We start from the raw sequence: 16,325 nt of genomic DNA, 5'->3' as shown, positions 1-16,325 counted from the left end.
CCTGTGGGAGTGAGCCTGCTCGCGATAGCGCAGTGTCAGGCGACATGGCTGTGGCTGATACACCGCCATCGCGAGCAGGCTCACTCCTACAAAAGCTCGGCACCCAGGATTGAAGAGAAAGACCATGAGTAACCTGACAATCGTCCCCCTCAGTTCGGCCCTCGGCGCACAAATCAGCGGCGTCGACATCAGCCAACCGCTGACCCCGGAGCAACGCGACGCCATCGAGCAGGCACTGCTCAAGCATCAAGTGCTGTTCTTCCGCGACCAGCCAATCACTCCACAACAGCAGGCACGATTTGCCGCGAGTTTTGGCGACCTGCATATTCACCCGATCTACCCGAATGTGCCGGAACAACCGGAAGTGCTGATCCTCGACACCGCCGTCACCGACGTGCGTGACAACGCGATCTGGCACACCGACGTGACCTTCCTGCCGACCCCGGCCATGGGTGCGGTGCTCAGCGCCAAGCTGCTACCGGAGTTTGGCGGCGACACGTTGTGGGCCAGCGGGATTGCCGCGTATGAAGCGCTGTCGGCACCGATGAAAAGCTTGCTTGAAGGGTTGACCGCAACCCACGATTTCACCCGTTCGTTTCCGCTGGAGCGTTATGGCAATACGCCCGAAGCGTTGGCTCAGTGGGAAGAGGCGCGGCGCAAGAATCCGCCTTTATCGCACCCGGTAATTCGTACACACCCGGTGAGTGGACGGCGCTCGTTGTTCGTCAATGAAGGGTTCACGTCGAAGATCAATGAGCTGTCGGACACCGAGAGCGACGCGATTCTGAAGTTTTTGTTCGCCCATGCCACGCGGCCGGAATTTACCATTCGCTGGCGCTGGCAAAAGGATGATGTGGCGTTCTGGGATAACCGCGTGACTCAGCATTACGCGGTGGATGACTACCGCCCGGCGCGGCGAGTGATGCAGCGGGCGACGGTGTTGGGGGATGTGCCGTTTTTTCGGTGATACCTGATTCTGAGTAACATTCGAAATTACGACACCACTCGTCTACTAGCTGTACAAAAAAACAGGCACCCCTTCCATAACGAATAAAAATACAGTAAAAATCCGCTTACCGAATAGTGAGTGGTGAAACGCATGGTCACAAAGGAAGAACTTCAAGGTTTCATACGTGCGCAAGTTGATAGAGAGTTTTTTGAGGAACTTGGCGTCTTAATTCCGCAAACCTTCCAAAAAGCTTCGAAAGTAGCGCAGGATCTCCTGATTCATACCCCTCCCGCAGACCTACGGGGACACTTGCGCCACTCACTTGCTCAGGAAGCCTTGGCGGGCATGACCCGCTGGAATCCGCTCATCAAATCAACCGACCCCAAAGGGCACAATTACGTCCTATTGGAACTGGGAAAGCTGCGCATTACATCTGTCGTTTTGCCTTGGCAAAAGGAAGTGCGCACTGCGAAACACCGCAGTGAACTGAAAACGCTGAACGAATCGTTAGCCTCACCCCAGATGGATTGGATTGATGGACTGTCCCACACCGTTTCCGAACAACTGATCCATGCACTTGTCGTAGTCCACGCACCACCGCCAATTTCAGCAGATCAATCAGAGCCTGTGGCGATCGTGATGGCCATACCTTATTTCAACGGTAAAGGCTTCCATATGAATTGCACGCTCGAAGAGCTTCTTCAAGGCTATTCTGATAACCAAGCAATTGATCAGAAACCGATTGAATTGGTGAAATTGCGAGATAAGATGCGCCGCGCTGAAGAAATCGAAGACAAAATTGATGATGAGCAAAATTCCAAGAGGTGAACCATGAGAACTGGAGTCGCGGGCTTTCAGTCCGAGCGTCTCAAGCAGTTACGGCTCACATGTGGTATCACCCAGACCGCCTTGGCCGAAATGGTGGGACGCGCCTCTGGAAATATTTCTAAATGGGAGAACGGGCTTCAGGTTCCCGAAGCCGATGCATTCCAGCGGTTATGCGAGGTCTTTGGCGTCAGTGAAAACTGGCTGCTAGAAGAGCAAATCGTAACGAGTGAAAACACGCCGTTCTTCTTCCGCTCGCAGGTGAGTACTACCGCTAACGCGAGAGAAATAGCAGAGGTACGTTTAGAGTGGCTTCAAGACATCTCGTACAAGCTTCAGGAAAGCCTTGAGTTCGTCGCCGTTAATGTCCCTCATTTGGAAGAAAGCAATTGCCTGCTGATTTCCGATGAAGAAATCGAACGGATGGCTAGCGAATGCCGTCAAGCATGGGGCCTGGGAATCGCTCCCATACCCAATGTAGTTCAGGTTCTGGAGAATGCGGGGATCGTCTGCGCTCGAACCACACTAGGCCACCTGAAAATGGATGGCGTATCAAATTGGTATGAACTGGATCAGCGACCTTATGTACTCCTTGTGGCAGACAAGGCGAACGGCATACGAAATCGATTCGATGCAGCCCATGAGCTTGGGCATATCGTTCTCCATCGGCATATTTCCAAGGAACAGTACGAATCGAATTACGCGTTGCTGGAATCACAGGCACATCGATTTGCAAGCGCATTCCTTATGCCAGCAGAGAGTTTCCTGAGGGAGATTCGCTGGCCTACGCTGGATACCTTGCTAGCATTGAAACCACGCTGGAAGGTGTCTGTGGCCGCGATGGTTCGTAGATGTCTAGACCTAGAGATAATCAACGACACCACGACAACAAGATTGTGGAAAGCCAGGTCAGCAAGAGGCTGGGTCAAGGGAGAGCCTATGGATGGTGATTTCGATTTTGAAAGGCCACAGTTAATTGCTCAAGCCGTGAAAATGCTCGTGGAAAATAAAATACTTTCCCGATCTCAAGTCAGACAGCTACTGGGATTGCCTTTGCCAACTCTTGAAAGCCTTTGCAGCCTGGATAAGGGCTACTTTACCCTCCCAGATCAATCGCAGGTGATCAACATGCAGCTCAGAAAGAGATCTGCAAGGGATACTTTTTTCAACGAAACAGCAGAGATACTCGGCTTCCCAAGCAAAAAATAACGATCTCGTCTCCCCTCAAAAAAAATCTCGCATCCCTTCTCCCTCGATGGGATGCGAGATTCGGCCTTTTCCCCTCGCACGTGCTTACTCAGCCGTCGAAGGCTTCTCCCAAAGATTGATCCCGCCTTCATGGGCAAACCGGTCAATCTCCGCCAGTTCCTGCGCACTAAAGCTCAAATTTTTCAACGCCCCGACGTTCTCGATAATCTGCTCCGGCCGGCTCGCGCCGATCAGCGCCGACGTCACCCGTGGATCGCGTAGCGTCCACGCCAACGCCAATTGCGCCAAACTCTGCCCACGCCCCTTGGCGATTTCGTTGAGCCCACGCACATGGGCGATGTTGGCTTCGGACAAGTGCGAAGACTGCAACGAACCACCGCCCGGACGATTGACCCGCGCATCCTTCGGAATGCCGTTGAGGTATTTGTCGGTCAGCAGCCCCTGCGCCAACGGCGTGAAGGCAATCACGCCAGTGCCGAGTTCGTCGGTGACGTCCAGCAGGTCTTTTTCAATCCAACGATTGAGCAGGTTGTACGCCGGCTGATGAATCAGCAGCGGCACTTTCCACTCCTTCAACAGCGACGCCATTTCACGGGTTTTCACCCCGGAATACGACGAGATGCCGATGTACAACGCCTTCCCCTGCTGCACCGCAGTGGCCAGTGCGCTGGCAGTTTCCTCCAGCGGCGTATCCGGGTCGAAACGATGCGAGTAGAAAATATCCACATAATCCAACCCCAGACGCTGCAGGCTCTGATCCAGGCTGGCCAGCACGTATTTACGCGAACCACCGCCCTGCCCGTAAGGACCGGGCCACATGTCCCAACCCGCCTTGCTGGAGATGATCAGCTCATCGCGATATTGCTTGAAATCTTCACGCAACAAACGACCAAAGTTGATCTCGGCACTTCCGTATGGAGGGCCGTAGTTGTTGGCCAGGTCAAAGTGATTGATGCCCAGATCGAACGCCGTGCGCAACAACGCACGCTGGGTATCGATCGGCGTACTGTCACCGAAGTTGTGCCACAGGCCCAGAGACAGCGCCGGCAGCACCAGACCGCTGCGACCTACGCGGCGGTAAGGAATGGAATCGTAGCGGTTTTCGGCAGCGGTGTAGGTCATCGAATCCTCTCTTGTCGATCTTGAATGCGGTATCGACTGCGTCGCAAGTTGCCCAGCATACGCCCAGACAAACGCCGATAAACCTCGGACTCGAGAAAATGCTGAAACGTTTCACAGACGATCGTTCCTACGCTCTGCGTGGGAATGCAGCCAGGGGACGCTCCGCGTTCCGCTTTTCGAAGTGACGCAGAGCGTCACGGGATACATTCCCACGCGGAGCATGGGAACGATCTGCTCTCAAATGGCCCCCGCAAACACTTCCCCCAACCAATCCACAAACACCCGAACCCGTGGCGACATGTGTCGGTTGTGCGGATACAACACCGAAACCGGCATCGGCGGTGGCGGCATATCGGTGAGGACTTCCCGCACCAGCCCTTGGGCAATCTGGGTTTCCATCCGGTAATGCGGGCACTGGATCAGCCCCAGCCCAGCGATGGCGGAGGCGGCGTAGATTTCTGCGCCGAACACTGAAAGCGCGCCGTCGATGGCGACTTCCTTCAGTTCGCCATTCACCATGAATTCGAACGGAAACAGCTTGGCGGTGGTGCGCGAGACGTAGTTCACCGCGCGGTGATGTTTGAGGTCATCGAGGGTTTTCGGTTCGCCGAATTTGCGCAAGTACGCGGGGCTGGCGCAGGTGATCTGGCGCAGATTCGCGATACGTTTTCCGATCAGTGCCGAATCACTCAACGTGCCCGCGCGCAGTACGCAGTCGACGCCTTCGGCGATCAAGTCGACAAAGCGGTCGGACTCGCTGATGGACAGCTCTATCTGCGGGTAGCGCTCCATGAATTGCGGTAATGCGGGGATCACAAAACTTTTCGCCAGCGTCCCGTGCAGGTCGACGCGTAACCGGCCTTTCGGTGCGCAGCCGCGAAACGCCAACTCGGCCTCTTCCAGTTCCGCCAGCAGTTGCACGCAGCGTAAATAGTAGGCCTCGCCGTCCAGCGTCGGACGCACCTTGCGCGTACTACGCTCCAGCAACCGTGTGCCGAGCCAGGCTTCGAACTGGTTCAGGGTGTGAGTCAACGTTGCGCGCGGCAGGTTCAGGTCTTCGGCTGCCAGGGTAAAGCTGCTGCGCTCGTAGATCCGCACGAAGACCTTCATCGCTTTGACTTGATCCACGTGGGGCTCCGATTGTTGGCGATTTTTGAACAGTCAAGGCAACTCTCGTGCATTTATCGGCCTGAGTAAACATGTGAATCTGGCTTCACACCAAGCCAACCATCTCATCAGGAATCAACCTCATGACTACTCAGAAAGTTGCCATCGTCACCGGCGCCTCCCGCGGTATCGGCGCCGTGATTGCCAAACAGCTGGCCAGCGACGGTTTCGCCGTCGCCATCAATTACGCCAGCAGCGCCACCGAAGCTTCGGCCCTGGTGGTGGAATTGCGCCAGGCCGGCCATCAAGCCATAGCGATCAAGGCTGATGTGGCCAACGCTGACGACGTGCGCCGGATGTTCGACGAGACCGAAACACAACTGGGGAAAGTCGACGTGCTGATCAACAACGCCGGCATCCTAAAGGTGATGCCACTGGCGCAACACACCGATGAATTGTTCGAGCAAACCTTCAACATCCACGCACGCGGCACCTTCAACACCTTGCGCGAAGCGGCGACGCGATTGAACAGTGGCGGGCGCATCGTCAACTTCTCCAGCAGCACCGTCGGCCTGAACTTGCCGGGTTACGCGGTGTACATCGCCAGCAAAGCGGCGGTGGAATCGTTGACTCAGGTGTTTGCCAAGGAAATGCGCGGGCGCAATATCACCGTGAATGCCGTGGCGCCAGGGCCGGTTGCGACCGAGTTGTTTTTGCACGGCAAAAGTGAAGAACAGATTCAAAACTTCGCCAAGATGCCTCCGCTGGAGCGCCTGGGTCAGCCGGAGGATATTGCTCGCGTGGTGTCGTTTCTGGTGGGGCCGGATTCGGCCTGGGTCAATGGGCAGATTTTGCGCGCTAATGGTGGGTTGGTTTAACTATGCTCAAGTGAAGACCGCAGTGACCCCATCGCGAGCAGGCTCACTCCTACAGGAATCGCGGTGATCCTTGTAGGAGTGAGCCTGCTCGCGATAGCGGTCTATCAGGCAACAAACAACGACCAGGTGAACCCGCCATGCACACAGCCATCATCATCACCTTCGGCCTGGCCCTCCTCGCCATGATGCTGTTCATCGGCGAGAAAATCGGCTTCAGCCGCCAGACACTGACCTACAGCTTTGTAGTCCTGTGGCTGGCATTGACGGTGATCAACGGTGCCATCGGCGTGGTCACTGCCGGCCACCCCCTGAGTTCAGAACTGGCAATCGGCACGGCGGTGTTCAGTGTGCCGGTGGCAGCGCTGGTGCTGTTCATGGTGATGAGCGCCGAGGCCTGAAACAGGCCCCGCTCGGCTAACGCACCAAATGCAAAAACTGCAAATGCCGCTCGTACTGATCAAGGATGTCGTTAATGATCTGATCCTTGGTGTAACCCACCAGATCGTAGTCCTGACTGCCTTCGCTCAAATGCACTTCTGCCCGGTAGTAACGGCGGTTGTTGAGTTGTTTGGACCCCATGCCGCCTCGGGCAAAGGATGGCGTGAAATAGCCGCGCATCTGCACCTGATAAATAAACGGATGCTGTTCACCGTGACCGATTTCCAGGCTGACGCTGTCGTTGGCCGGGTCCGGTTGCGTGATCACATTCAAACCCTTCTCGACGAACACCGCCGACACTTCCTCAATCGCCGGCCGCACTGTTGTATCGAGAAAACGGTACACCTCATCCCGGGACGGGAAGTGCACCGCCTGACTCAAGCGCTGACGCCAGCCACCGCGTCGTGAGCCGGCCACCGGCGCCAGGGAATGCAGTTGCGCGATCTGCTTCTGGGACTCCAGGTAGAACGCCTTGTGCAGCCCCCACATCATTAACAGCAAGATCAGCGAGAACGGCAGCGAGGTCAGCACCACCGCCGACTTCAACGCATCGATACTGCCGGAGAACAACAGCGCACTGGTCACCAGCGCCGTCATCGCGCCCCAGAACACCCGCAGCCATTTCGGCCCGTCTTCATCCGGGTTGCCACCCTTGGCGGACAACGTCGACAGCACCACCGTGCCGGAGTCAGCCGAGGTAACAAAGAACACGAAGCTGATGAACACCGTCACGGCGATCACGGTTTTGCTCCACGGGTAAGTTTCCAGCAGCAGGTAAAGGGTCATCGACGGGTTGTCGATGGCCGACATACCGAGCGCGCTCATGCCGTGGTTGAGCACCTGATCGATGGCGCTGTTGCCGAAAATCGACATCCACGCCAAGGTGAAGCCGAGCGGGATCAACAGCACGCCGAAGACGAATTCGCGGATGGTGCGGCCACGGGAAATCCGCGCGATAAACAAGCCCACGAACGGCGACCATGCGATCCACCAGGCCCAGTAGAACACCGTCCAGCCACCGAGCCAGTCGCTGGGTTTGTCGTAAGCGTACAGGTCGAAACTCTTCATCGGCAAAGCGCCGAGGTAGTCGCCGACGTTCTGGATCAGAGTATTGAGCAGGTGCTGCGTGGGGCCGGCGAACAACACGAACAGCAACAGCGCGCAGGCCAGCAGCATGTTGATGTCGGACATTACCCGCACGCCTTTATCGACGCCGGACACGGCGACGATGATCGCCGCGCCCATCATCAACGTGATCAGGCCGACCTGAATCCACTGGGTGTGGGCGATGCCGAACAGGTAATCCAGCCCTGAGTTGAGGTGCAGCACACCGAAACCCATGTCGGCACCGAGACCGAACACCGTGGCGATGATGCCGAAGCCGTCCACCGCATAACCGATGGGGCCGTTGATGCGCTTGCCGATCAGCGGATACAGCGCCGAACGCAGGGCCAGTGGCAGGTTATGTCGGTAAGCGAAATAAGCCAGTGCCATGCCGACAAAGGCGAACACACCCCAGCCGTGCAGGCCCCAGTGCAGAAACAGAATCTGCATCGCCTGACGTGCCGCATCCGCCGTACCGGCCTCGCCTTGCGGTGGTTGCGCCAAGTGGGTCAGCGGTTCGGATACGCAAAAGAAAAACAGCGTGATGCTGATTCCGGCGGCGAACAGCATGCCGGCCCAGGACAGGTAACTGAATTCGGGTTCGTCGTGGTCGGCACCGAGCTTGATCTTGCCGTAGCCGGACAAGGCGGTGACCACCACGAAGACCAGATACAGGGTCATCGCGAGCATGTAATACCAGCCGACCGTATTGGCCGCCCAGTTTTGCGCCGCCAGCAGCCAGGCACCGGCCTGTTCAGGCATGGCGATAACGACAATGCCGAAGAGCAGAATGAAGCTCGCCGAGAAGTAGAACACCGGCGGGTTCATGCGGATCAGGCCGCTGGGAGGAAGGGACGATGCACTCATGAAACGTGCACCTCGATGGGGTAAAACGTGGCTGTAGAAATCGGACTCAGCAAAGGCAAGCCTCCTGTTGTGAGCGGGCAGCGAACCGCCGGTTTAACTTGAATGAACGTTCAAGTTAAACATGGATAGGGGGCTAAGGACTAATCCCGAGGCTCGGCGGTCGTGCTTGTAAGCTAGCTCAAGGATGGAAATGACGCGGGGTTTTGAGGATTCGTTCAGTGGAGAATTGGCTGAATGCCATTATCTCGGTCCGGCTTGAAACCAATCGCGAGCAGGCTCGCTCCCACAGTGGATTTGTGTCAGCCCACATCATTGTGAACACCACAAAAACCCTGTGGGAGCGAGCCTGCTCGCGATGGCGGCGGATCAGTCAGCGCAGATTTCGCGACTTACTTCTGCGTCCCATCATCATGCTGCAAATTCGCCTGCGTCAGGTTGCACCCCGCCGGCACGCTGCGGGTCAGCCAGACATTGCCGCCGATGGTCGAGCCCTTGCCAATCGTGATCCGCCCCAGAATCGTCGCTCCGGCATAGATCACCACGTCATCCTCCACAATCGGATGGCGCGGATGGCCTTTCTGCAACTGACCGTCCTCATCAGACGGGAAACGCTTGGCGCCCAACGTGACCGCCTGATAAATCCGCACCCGCTCACCAATAATCGCGGTCTCGCCGATCACCACGCCCGTCCCGTGATCAATGAAGAAGCTGCGACCGATCTGCGCGCCAGGGTGAATGTCGATACCGGTGGCCGAGTGAGCGATTTCCGAGCTGATGCGCGCCAGCAACGGCAACCCGGCGCGGTACAAATGGTGGGCCAGGCGATGGTGAATCACCGCCAGAATGCCCGGGTAGCAGAGCAACACCTCATCAACACTGCGCGCCGCCGGGTCACCGTGATAGGCCGCCAGCACATCGCTATCCAGCAACCTGCGCAGCCCTGGCAAGGCGAGCGCGAAGTCCTGAATGATCGCAATGGTGTTGGCCTCGATCTCAGCGTCCGCCTGCTGACTGTGGCGAGCGGCATAGCGCAATTCGAGCCGTGCCTGCGCCAGCAGCGCGTTCAACGCCACATCAAGGGTGTGGCCGACGTAGAAGTTTTCACTCTCTTCGCGCAAATCCACCGGCCCTAGGCGCATCGGGAACAGCGCCCCGCAAAGCGCTTCAAGAATCTGCGCCATGGCCGCACGCGAAGGTAATTCACGCCCGCCCTGCTCGGTGCTGGCACGACCATTTTGTGCGCGCCACTCGTCACGCGCCGCGCGCAGTTGGCTGACGATGGTCTGCAATTGCCAATGACTGGAACGCTCGCTCACGGTAAAAACTCCTCACGGGCGGCCGGACTGTCTGGCCGCACTGACGGCGTTTACTTTACGGCAAGGTCTTGAGGCCGAATTAAGAACCAATTGTGCAGAGCTCAGAATCTTTGGCTATAAGCGATTGGCGGTTGCCCAGGCAAATGGGCGTGCCTATAGTCCTGACAATCTTTCTGCGCCAGTACGGACCCATGATCAAACAACAGCTCGCTCGCTTTAACCGTCTCGATTTACTCGGCCACCCTACCGCCCTGGAAAAACTTGAACGTTTGTCGACCTGGCTGGGCCGCGATGTGTACGTCAAACGCGATGACCTGACGCCGCTGGCAATGGGCGGCAACAAGCTGCGCAAGCTTGAATATCTCGCCGCCGATGCACTGGCACAAGGTGCCGACACGCTCATCACCGCGGGAGCGCTCCAGTCCAACCATGTACGCCAGACAGCTGCCATTGCCGCCAAACTGGGTCTGGGTTGCGTCGCGTTGCTGGAAAACCCTTTGGGCACCGACGACGCCAACTATGTCGGCAACGGCAATCGCCTGTTGCTGGACCTGTTCGATGCCAAGGTCGAGTTGGTGGAAAACCTCGATAACGCCGACGAGCAATTACAAGCCCTGGCCGAGCTCCTGCGCAACAACGGCAAGAAGCCGTACCTGGTGCCGATTGGTGGTTCGAATGCGTTGGGCGCGTTGGGTTATGTACGCGCCGGGCTGGAACTGGCCGAACAGATCAAGGACACCGGCCTGAAGTTTGCCGCCGTGGTCCTCGCATCGGGCAGCGCCGGCACCCACAGCGGTCTGGCGCTGGCGCTGAGTGAAGCACTGCCGGAATTGCCAGTGATCGGGGTCACGGTTTCCCGTAGCGATGAAGATCAGCGACCGAAAGTCCAGGGCCTCGCCGAGCGCACGGCAGAACTGCTGGGCGTGCAGCTGCCAGCGAGTTTCAAAATTGAACTGTGGGACGAATATTTCGGCCCACGCTATGGCGAGCCAAATGCCGGAACACTGGCGGCGGTGAAACTGCTGGCGAGCCAGGAAGGTTTACTGCTGGACCCGGTCTACACCGGCAAGGCCATGGCCGGGTTGCTCGATGGTATTGGACGAGGGCGCTTCGATGAGGGGCCGATTATCTTCCTGCACACCGGTGGCGCACCCGCGTTGTTTGCCTACAAAGACTTTTTGTAGCCGATCATCTATACGATTGGGGAATAACGAGAGCAGCATTCAGTATTTTCCAATCTAAAGGTGTCGTCATATAGTCGCGCCGCAGGCGAATTTGCAGCGAGACGCATATGCTGCTTTAGGGCAGGATATGCAGTCGTCCAACTCCCGATTTTGCCAACATTCCTAAAAGCGTCTTCCATAAGAAAACACAGGGGCTTGTCATGAATTTTTCCGCATTACGTCGAAACCTGCTGGTCGGTTCACTGGGCCTGGCACTGAGCGCCGGGTTGCTGGGCCAGGCGGTTGCCGGTGAGCAACTGCAAAAAATCAAGGACGCTGGCGTGATCAACGTCGGTCTGGAAGGCACTTATCCACCGTTCAGCTTCGTCGACGCCGACGGCAAACTGTCCGGCTTCGAAGTCGAATTCTCTGAAGCTCTGGCAAAAGAGTTGGGTGTGAAGGCCAAACTGCAACCAACCAAATGGGACGGCATCCTCGCAGCGCTGGAATCCAAGCGTCTGGACGTGGTGATCAACCAGGTGACCATCTCGGAAGAGCGCAAGAAGAAGTATGACTTCTCCACGCCATATACCGTCTCCGGGATTCAGGCGCTGACCCTGACCAAGAACAAAGACACCGTCAAGACCGCCGCCGACCTGGCTGGCAAGAAAGTCGGAGTAGGCCTGGGCACCAACTACGAGCAATGGGTCAAGGAAAACGTCCCAAAAGCCGACATCAAAACCTATGACGATGATCCGACCAAGTTCCAGGACCTGCGCGTCGGCCGCATCGACGTTATTCTGATCGACCGCCTCGCTGCGCTGGAATACGCCAAAAAGGCCAAGGACACTTCCGCCGCCGGCGAAGCGTTCTCCCGCCAGGAAGCCGGTATTGCCCTGCGCAAAGGCGAGCCTGAGTTGCTTGCCGCAATCGACAAGGCCATCGACAAGCTGCGTGCCGACGGTACGCTGAAAAAGCTTTCGGAAAAATACTTCAGCGCTGACGTCACTCAATAATGGAAGAAGCTTTCCAACTCGCACTGGATTCCGCGCCCTTTCTGCTCAAGGGCGCGTATTACACAGTGATCCTCAGCCTGGGCGGGATGTTCTTCGGTCTGGTGATGGGTTTCGGCCTGGCGCTGATGCGCCTGTCGCGCTTCAAGCTGGTGAGCTGGATCGCCCGCATCTACGTGTCGTTCTTTCGCGGCACGCCGTTGCTGGTGCAACTGTTCGTGATCTATTACGGCTTGCCGCAACTGGGTATCGAACTTGATCCGCTGCCGGCGGCCCTGATCGGCTTCTCGCTGAACATGGCCGCCTACGCCTGCGAAATCCTCCGTGCCGCGATCAGCTCCATCGAGCGCGGCCAGTGGGAAGCTGCCGCGAGTATCGGCATGACCCGTGCGCAAACCCTGCGCCGGGCCATCCTGCCGCAAGCGATGCGCACGGCCTTGCCGCCGCTGGGCAACAGCTTCATTTCACTGGTCAAGGACACGGCGCTGGCCGCCACCATTCAAGTGCCGGAACTGTTCCGTCAGGCGCAGCTGATTACCGCTCGCACCTTTGAAATTTTCACCATGTATCTTGCCGCCGCGCTGATCTACTGGATTCTGGCCACGGTGCTGTCGCACCTGCAGAACAAGTTGGAAGAGCGGGTCAATCGGCACGACCAGGAGTCCTGACCCCATGATTGTCGTGGAAAAACTGACAAAGCAGTTCAAGGGTCAAGTCGTGCTCAACGGCATCGATCTGCAAGTGAAGGAAGGCGAAGTCGTGGCGATCATCGGGCCTAGCGGCTCGGGTAAAACCACGTTTCTGCGTTGCCTGAATTTTCTCGAAGAGCCCACCAGCGGCCGGATCAAGGTCGGTGACATCGAGATCGATGGCAGCCGTCCGCTGAACCAGCAGCAAGGCCTGGTACGACGCTTGCGCCAACACGTCGGTTTCGTGTTCCAGAACTTCAACTTGTTCCCGCATCGCACCGCTCTGGAAAACGTCATCGAAGGCCCGATCATCGTAAAGAAGATCCCCCGCGCCGAAGCCGTTGCCCTGGGCAAAAAGCTCTTGGCCAAGGTCGGTCTGGCGGGTAAGGAAGATGCTTACCCGCGACGCCTGTCCGGTGGTCAGCAACAGCGTGTGGCGATTGCCCGTGCGCTGGCGATGGAGCCGGAAGTGATCCTGTTCGATGAGCCGACTTCGGCGCTCGATCCGGAATTGGTCGGTGAAGTGTTGGCGACTATCCGCGGCCTGGCCGAGGAGAAACGCACCATGGTCATCGTCACCCACGAAATGGGCTTCGCCCGGGACGTGGCCAATCGCGTGGTGTTTTTCGACAAGGGAGTAATCGTCGAGCAAGGCGAATCAAAAGCGTTGTTTGCCAATCCGAAAGAAGAGCGGACAAAACAGTTCCTCAGCAAGTTTCTGAACAACACTCACGCCTGAGAAGCATCATCACTACTTGTTAACTTCCATGGACGGAAGTGACAACTATCCCGCCAGCAAAATCTCTTCCGGCCTACTCGCCACACTCGCACTTTAAATAATTCAACTGATGCCTTGTGCGGTACATATATATGTCCTGCAACAGATCTTTCTCGCCTAGAATTCGCTAAACCCGACGCTCGCCGCCGAGCGAGCCCAAGCCACCATCTGCGTCGAACACCGCTAAATTCGTAGCCATGTTCGACAGCGCGATGCAGCATATTAACTTCAGCCTGTAGGATTATTCTGAATAACAGGAGATCCAACACTTAACTAGCAAGCTCTATTGACACCTATTCAAGCGCACTCTTATCTAGTCACCAACAGGCGTAAACCTTTGCACTTCAGCATTATTTAACATTCAAATAATAAGCAGATTTGTTGCTGGGTAATGCACGCCTTTTGATCTTTCAGAAACGGAACTTCGCTGCAAGGCTTCAAGGAGAAACCCCCATGACAAGCATTTCGAACACACCCGAACTTGCGGCCCCGACCCTGGCGCAATCGCACAAGGCCGGCGTCAACATGATTTCGGCGGCTCATCTTATGATCGACGTGGCGCCCTACCCCGGGATGGACGCAGGCGACCTCATCGAACTGTACTGGAACAACTGCTACGTCGCCTCCAGGGTGCTGACTGCCGACGACCGCGGCAACGTGCTCAGTCTGCGAGTGCCGGAAAGCTTCATTGCCAACGGTTGCGCACGCATCCACTACAAGATCATGCAAGTTGGGCAAGGGCCTGCGCTGTCACCGGCGACGCGTGTCCAGATCAAACTGGATTGCCCTGGCGGCCCGCTATCAACCCAGTGCGGCGACGAAAACCAAAGCCTGGCGCCCGTGGGCATCCCCGAGACCATCCGCCGCCAAGGGGTCAACCCAAACCAGATCAAGCGCGGCGTACCGTTGACCATCGAGCCTTACCTGAACATGGCCACCGACGACGAAATCACCTTGCGCTGGGGCGACGTGCGCATGGACCTGCCCCGACTCAAGTCAAGCGAGGTGGGCCAGCCCATTCAGGTCTGGGTGCCGCCGGCGATAATCCTCGAAGCCGGCGAAGACCTGCGGCTGGAAGTGACGTATTGCATCCTCGACCGCGTGGGTAACAACTCGCGCTGGGCGCCGCCACGCTGGCTGAAGATTGGCTGCGCCAATCCGTACCTGAAGGTTCGGCCAAAGGAGTTGCTGATGGCGGCTGAACCCCGCAAACGCTGAAATCCTTGTGGCACTGGGAGAGCTCGATCCTGTAGCAGCTGGCGAAGCCTGCGTCCGGCTGCGCAGCAGTCGCAAAATCAAGCGATGCGGTCATTCAGGTTGATCGCGGACTGAGGATTTACGACTGCTTCGCAGCCGGACGCAGGCTTCGCCAGCTGCTACGGGGGTATGTGCCACCTCATCAAATGGGTGTGCGACACCCCTTCTATGTATATTCCTAAAAGTTAGTTTATTAATTTTTTATACGCGCTTAGGGTATATACACCGGACCACCGGACATTCTTGTTTTTATTCGTCGCAACCCACGCGACGATCCCATGAGATGTGAGGTAGGTATGGTCCGGAACACAATCACCCCAGTGCAGATCGCCAGGGCATTGCGTGCAGCCAAGGAGCGGCACTGATGTCCAGTCTGGCAGATGCAATCGTCCACAGTGATCTGGACGTCGCCCCGTTGTTGTTGCCCGCACAGGTCTTGCGCAACGACGCTCAAGCCATCGAAGCCGCCCATGAACTGGCGCACGTCGCCCGTCTTCACGCGGCCAAACGTGACCGCCAGCGTAAGTTGCCATGGTCGGAAATCGAACAGTTCACCCGTAGCGGCTTAGGCAGCATTGCCATCCCGCGTGAATACGGCGGCCCACAGGTTTCGTTCGTCACAATTGCCGATGTTTTCGCGATCATTTCCGCGGCAGACCCGGCGTTGGGACAGATCCCGCAGAACCAGTTCGGCATTCTCAACCTGGTACTGGGCAGCGCCACTGAAGCGCAGAAAAAACAGCTGTTCAAAAGCGTGCTCGACGGCTGGCGCATCGGCAATGCGGGCCCCGAGCGCGGCACTAAAAACACCCTGGAACTCAAGGCGCGAATCACCGCCGACGGCGACGGTTTTGTCCTCAATGGCCAGAAGTTTTACTCCACGGGCGCGCTGTTCGCCCACTGGGTCGCGGTCAAAGCGTTGAACGATGACGGCAAGCAAGTGCTGGCCTTCGTCCGTCGCGGCACGCCGGGGCTGCGCATCGTTGATGACTGGTCGGGCTTCGGTCAGCGCACCACCGCCAGCGGCACCATTTTGCTCAACAACGTGCAGGTCGATGCCGAACTGGTGGTGGATAACTGGAAGATCAACCAGAAGCCGAACCTCCAGGGCGCCGTGTCGCAACTGATTCAAGCCGCGATCGATGCGGGGATTGCCCGCGGGGCCATCGACGATGCCATCGCGTTCGTGAAAACCCGAGCGCGTCCGTGGATCGACGCCAAGGTTGAACGAGCCAGTGATGACCTTTACGTGATTGCGGATATCGGCAAGTTGAAAATCGAGTTGCACGCCGCCGAAGCGCTGCTGCGCAAGGCCGGGCATGTGCTTGATCAGGTCAACGCCGCGCCACTTACGGCAGAGTCGGCGGCCCGCGCTTCGATTGCCGTGGCCGAAGCCAAAGTGCTGACCACTGAGATCTCGCTGCTGGCCAGCGAAAAGCTCTTCGAACTGGCCGGCAGCCGCGCCACCCTCGCCGAATTCAACCTCGACCGCCACTGGCGCAACGCCCGCGTGCACACGCTGCACGACCCGGTGCGCTGGAAATATCACGCAGTCGGCACCTATCACCTCAACGGCACCTTGCCGGCGCGGCATTCCTGGATCTGACGAC

15 protein-coding genes are annotated in these 16,325 nt (G+C 57.5%); 11 read left to right on the top strand and 4 right to left on the bottom strand.

Annotation, left to right across the window (positions count from 1 at the left end):
* Nucleotides 1–124 precede the first annotated feature (124 nt).
* The 3 genes from tauD (at nt 125) to KGB06_RS09785 (ending at nt 2,983) form a co-directional block, all read left to right on the top strand.
* Nucleotides 125–967: a taurine dioxygenase gene (tauD, locus tag KGB06_RS09795; RefSeq protein ID WP_223514618.1), complete on the top strand. Its 843-nt coding sequence runs from the start codon at nt 125–127 to the stop codon at nt 965–967.
* A gap of 132 nt (nt 968–1,099) precedes the next feature.
* The gene (locus tag KGB06_RS09790) at nt 1,100–1,777 is read left to right on the top strand and encodes a hypothetical protein (RefSeq protein WP_223514615.1); all 678 of its coding nucleotides are present in this window, start codon (nt 1,100–1,102) and stop codon (nt 1,775–1,777) included.
* Nucleotides 1,778–1,780: 3 nt separating this feature from the next.
* On the top strand, nt 1,781–2,983 hold the full coding sequence (locus KGB06_RS09785; protein ID WP_223514613.1) for a helix-turn-helix domain-containing protein: 1,203 nt from the start codon (nt 1,781–1,783) through the stop codon (nt 2,981–2,983).
* 84 nt (nt 2,984–3,067) lie between these two features.
* Here the strand turns inward: KGB06_RS09785 and mgrA are convergent, their stop codons facing one another.
* Together mgrA and KGB06_RS09775 are read right to left on the bottom strand one after the other, a co-directional pair.
* Nucleotides 3,068–4,105, bottom strand: coding sequence for an L-glyceraldehyde 3-phosphate reductase (mgrA, locus tag KGB06_RS09780; RefSeq protein WP_223514611.1), 1,038 nt, complete (start codon nt 4,103–4,105; stop codon nt 3,068–3,070).
* A gap of 237 nt (nt 4,106–4,342) precedes the next feature.
* The gene (locus KGB06_RS09775; protein WP_223514608.1) at nt 4,343–5,233 is read right to left on the bottom strand and encodes a LysR family transcriptional regulator; all 891 of its coding nucleotides are present in this window, start codon (nt 5,231–5,233) and stop codon (nt 4,343–4,345) included.
* 122 nt (nt 5,234–5,355) lie between these two features.
* On the opposite strand from KGB06_RS09775, the gene KGB06_RS09770 reads away from it, so the two are divergent.
* Both KGB06_RS09770 and KGB06_RS09765 read left to right on the top strand, forming a co-directional pair.
* Nucleotides 5,356–6,090, top strand: a complete 735-nt coding sequence (locus tag KGB06_RS09770; protein WP_223514605.1) for an SDR family oxidoreductase — start codon at nt 5,356–5,358, stop codon at nt 6,088–6,090.
* 137 nt (nt 6,091–6,227) lie between these two features.
* Nucleotides 6,228–6,488 carry a hypothetical protein gene (locus KGB06_RS09765; protein WP_223514602.1) on the top strand — a complete coding sequence of 87 codons (261 nt, stop codon included), beginning with the start codon at nt 6,228–6,230 and terminating at the stop codon, nt 6,486–6,488.
* 16 nt (nt 6,489–6,504) lie between these two features.
* Here KGB06_RS09765 and betT read toward each other — a convergent pair whose 3' ends face one another.
* Together betT and epsC are read right to left on the bottom strand one after the other, a co-directional pair.
* On the bottom strand, nt 6,505–8,460 hold the full coding sequence (gene betT, locus KGB06_RS09760; RefSeq protein ID WP_223514770.1) for a choline transporter BetT: 1,956 nt from the start codon (nt 8,458–8,460) through the stop codon (nt 6,505–6,507).
* A gap of 428 nt (nt 8,461–8,888) precedes the next feature.
* The gene (gene epsC, locus KGB06_RS09755; RefSeq protein ID WP_223514599.1) at nt 8,889–9,815 is read right to left on the bottom strand and encodes a serine O-acetyltransferase EpsC; all 927 of its coding nucleotides are present in this window, start codon (nt 9,813–9,815) and stop codon (nt 8,889–8,891) included.
* Between the two features lie 191 nt (nt 9,816–10,006).
* On the opposite strand from epsC, the gene KGB06_RS09750 reads away from it, so the two are divergent.
* The 6 genes from KGB06_RS09750 to KGB06_RS09725 all read left to right on the top strand — a co-directional run bounded on the left by KGB06_RS09750 (nt 10,007) and on the right by KGB06_RS09725 (nt 16,321).
* Nucleotides 10,007–10,999: a D-cysteine desulfhydrase gene (locus tag KGB06_RS09750; protein WP_223514596.1), complete on the top strand. Its 993-nt coding sequence runs from the start codon at nt 10,007–10,009 to the stop codon at nt 10,997–10,999.
* Between the two features lie 200 nt (nt 11,000–11,199).
* On the top strand, nt 11,200–11,994 hold the full coding sequence (gene tcyJ, locus KGB06_RS09745; protein WP_223514594.1) for a cystine ABC transporter substrate-binding protein: 795 nt from the start codon (nt 11,200–11,202) through the stop codon (nt 11,992–11,994).
* Complete coding sequence (gene tcyL, locus KGB06_RS09740; RefSeq protein WP_007949224.1) at nt 11,994–12,659, top strand: cystine ABC transporter permease; 666 nt, start codon at nt 11,994–11,996, stop codon at nt 12,657–12,659. Before tcyJ ends, tcyL begins: the two co-directional genes overlap by 1 nt.
* A 4-nt stretch (nt 12,660–12,663) precedes the next feature.
* A complete protein-coding gene (gene tcyN / locus KGB06_RS09735) occupies nt 12,664–13,419 on the top strand; it encodes an L-cystine ABC transporter ATP-binding protein TcyN (protein ID WP_223514592.1) in 756 nt (251 codons plus the stop codon).
* Nucleotides 13,420–13,911: 492 nt separating this feature from the next.
* A complete protein-coding gene (locus KGB06_RS09730; protein ID WP_223514590.1) occupies nt 13,912–14,676 on the top strand; it encodes a hypothetical protein in 765 nt (254 codons plus the stop codon).
* Between the two features lie 403 nt (nt 14,677–15,079).
* Nucleotides 15,080–16,321, top strand: coding sequence for an SfnB family sulfur acquisition oxidoreductase (locus KGB06_RS09725; protein ID WP_223514588.1), 1,242 nt, complete (start codon nt 15,080–15,082; stop codon nt 16,319–16,321).
* The last annotated feature ends 4 nt before the right edge of the window (nt 16,322–16,325 follow it).

Source organism: Pseudomonas sp. GL-B-19, assembly GCF_019956415.1.
GTDB lineage: Bacteria > Pseudomonadota > Gammaproteobacteria > Pseudomonadales > Pseudomonadaceae > Aquipseudomonas.
Note: the sequence above shows the minus strand (reverse complement) of the source record. Positions and strands in the feature narration are given on the sequence as shown.

Coding starts and splice junctions, on each gene's coding strand:
- KGB06_RS09770 (WP_223514605.1), top strand. CDS start 5,356: ATGACTACTCAGAAAGTTGCCATCGTCACCGGCGCCTCCCGCGGTATC.
- tcyL (WP_007949224.1), top strand. CDS start 11,994: ATGGAAGAAGCTTTCCAACTCGCACTGGATTCCGCGCCCTTTCTGCTC.
- KGB06_RS09725 (WP_223514588.1), top strand. CDS start 15,080: ATGTCCAGTCTGGCAGATGCAATCGTCCACAGTGATCTGGACGTCGCC.
- KGB06_RS09790 (WP_223514615.1), top strand. CDS start 1,100: ATGGTCACAAAGGAAGAACTTCAAGGTTTCATACGTGCGCAAGTTGAT.
- KGB06_RS09765 (WP_223514602.1), top strand. CDS start 6,228: ATGCACACAGCCATCATCATCACCTTCGGCCTGGCCCTCCTCGCCATG.
- tauD (WP_223514618.1), top strand. CDS start 125: ATGAGTAACCTGACAATCGTCCCCCTCAGTTCGGCCCTCGGCGCACAA.
- tcyN (WP_223514592.1), top strand. CDS start 12,664: ATGATTGTCGTGGAAAAACTGACAAAGCAGTTCAAGGGTCAAGTCGTG.
- betT (WP_223514770.1), bottom strand. CDS start 8,460: ATGAACCCGCCGGTGTTCTACTTCTCGGCGAGCTTCATTCTGCTCTTC.
- KGB06_RS09785 (WP_223514613.1), top strand. CDS start 1,781: ATGAGAACTGGAGTCGCGGGCTTTCAGTCCGAGCGTCTCAAGCAGTTA.
- tcyJ (WP_223514594.1), top strand. CDS start 11,200: ATGAATTTTTCCGCATTACGTCGAAACCTGCTGGTCGGTTCACTGGGC.
- KGB06_RS09730 (WP_223514590.1), top strand. CDS start 13,912: ATGACAAGCATTTCGAACACACCCGAACTTGCGGCCCCGACCCTGGCG.
- mgrA (WP_223514611.1), bottom strand. CDS start 4,105: ATGACCTACACCGCTGCCGAAAACCGCTACGATTCCATTCCTTACCGC.
- KGB06_RS09750 (WP_223514596.1), top strand. CDS start 10,007: ATGATCAAACAACAGCTCGCTCGCTTTAACCGTCTCGATTTACTCGGC.